Origin of the sequence: Cryobacterium sp. Sr8 (genome assembly GCF_004403225.1) — a bacterium.
Classification (GTDB): Bacteria; Actinomycetota; Actinomycetes; order Actinomycetales; family Microbacteriaceae; genus Cryobacterium; species Cryobacterium psychrotolerans.
The window spans coordinates 1-1393 of the sequence record NZ_SOHO01000047.1; the positions used below are offsets into that span (position 1 = coordinate 1).

The following is a 1393-nucleotide window of genomic DNA, read 5'->3' on the forward strand; positions in this document are numbered from 1 at the left end:
CGCGCGATGTCAAGCTGAGTGGAGCCACTCGGGTTAGTTTGTGACGGCTGTGTCGGGGATGTTGATTCCGACGGTGCCGGCTGGTGCGGGTGTTCTTGGTCGCGCGCGGAATCGTTCCGGGTGCTTCTGGTGATAGTGCTGCAGGGCACGGTCGCGAATGCGGTGCGCATGCTTCCAGGAACCGTCGTGCACTTGCTGGGGTGTGAACAAAGCGATGCCGGAGTGCCTGTGGGTCGTGTTGTACCAGGGCACGTAGTCGGCCAGGTGATCGCGTGCGGTCTGGAGATTGTCGAAGATCCCTGGGTAGTTCGGCCGGTACTTCATCGTGCGGAACTCGGACTCGGAGAACGGGTTGTCGTTGGAGACATAGGGCCGGTTGTGGGTCTTGGTGACGTTGTGCTCTTCGAGGAGCTCGGCCAGAGCGCTCGAGCGCATCGCGGGTCCGGAGTCTGCGTGCACGAACTGTGGGGTGCCGTATTGACGGAACGCGGTCTGGAACATCTCCACGGCGAGGTGGTCGCTCTCGCGATCTTCGACCCGCCAGCCGGTGATCTTGCGCGACCAGATGTCGATGATCGAGTACGCCTTGAACGCTTTCCCCCGCCACGGAGAGCGCAGATCGGTGATGTCCCAACTCCAAACCTGGCCAGGCCCGGTCGCTATCAACACCGGCTTCTCCCGGGGTGTTCGGGACCCACGCCCCGTGGGCACCAGGGGGCGGGCGCTCTGATCCTCGATATCGGCAGCGATACGCCACCATGACCTGCGCCCGGCGAGCATCACACCCTGGTCCCATGCGGACGCGAACGTGTGATCGACAGAGTGCCCGTCCGTCCAGCCCGCCGTGATCTTCTCCGCGATCGCTCTCCGATCGGTTGTGGGGATGCGAGAGAGGTAAGCGCGATCTTTCTGCAGGACCGGCTCGGACACCCGTGCGCGGGGCGTCTGGCGGTACTGCCATGTTGATCGTGCGACGCCGGCGACAGCCAACGCGGTCCGTTGCGAGCCCGTGGCGCGCGTCAGCTCAGCTACGAGCTCGTTCTCCAACGTCAGGAATCGGACAGATCGGGGGTCGTCGGGTTGTCGGCGGGCTCTTCCTCGCTCATCGCGTGCAAGAGCCCGATAGCTTTTCCCAGCGCGGCATTGGTGTCCTCCAACTCGTGCACTCGCGCGCTCAGCCGCGCGACCTCAGCCGCGTGTGCCGCGTGCTCAGCGACACGTGCTTTCTCCAGCGCAGTGCGCTTGCCCGGTGGAACAGTCATAGGACTACCCTCTCGCGGAATCAGCCCGCGATCGAGGTCCCCCTCGTACACCGCGTCGCGCCAACGAGTGAGCGTGTGCCTCGAGACGTCGCGCTCCGCCAGCCAGGCGCATTTCCGCCCATACGGCAGCC

General features: G+C 64.8%; 2 protein-coding genes. Both read right to left on the bottom strand.

Annotated features, from left to right (window positions below; genetic code table 11):
• Window positions 1–33 precede the first annotated feature (33 nt).
• Window positions 34–669 (bottom strand): DDE-type integrase/transposase/recombinase, encoded by a 636-nt coding sequence (locus tag E3T54_RS16805; protein ID WP_166804891.1) that lies wholly within the window; start codon window positions 667–669, stop codon window positions 34–36.
• Window positions 670–1049: 380 nt separating this feature from the next.
• The coding region (locus tag E3T54_RS17160; protein WP_206751261.1) for a hypothetical protein at window positions 1050–1393 on the bottom strand (344 nt) is incomplete at its 5' end.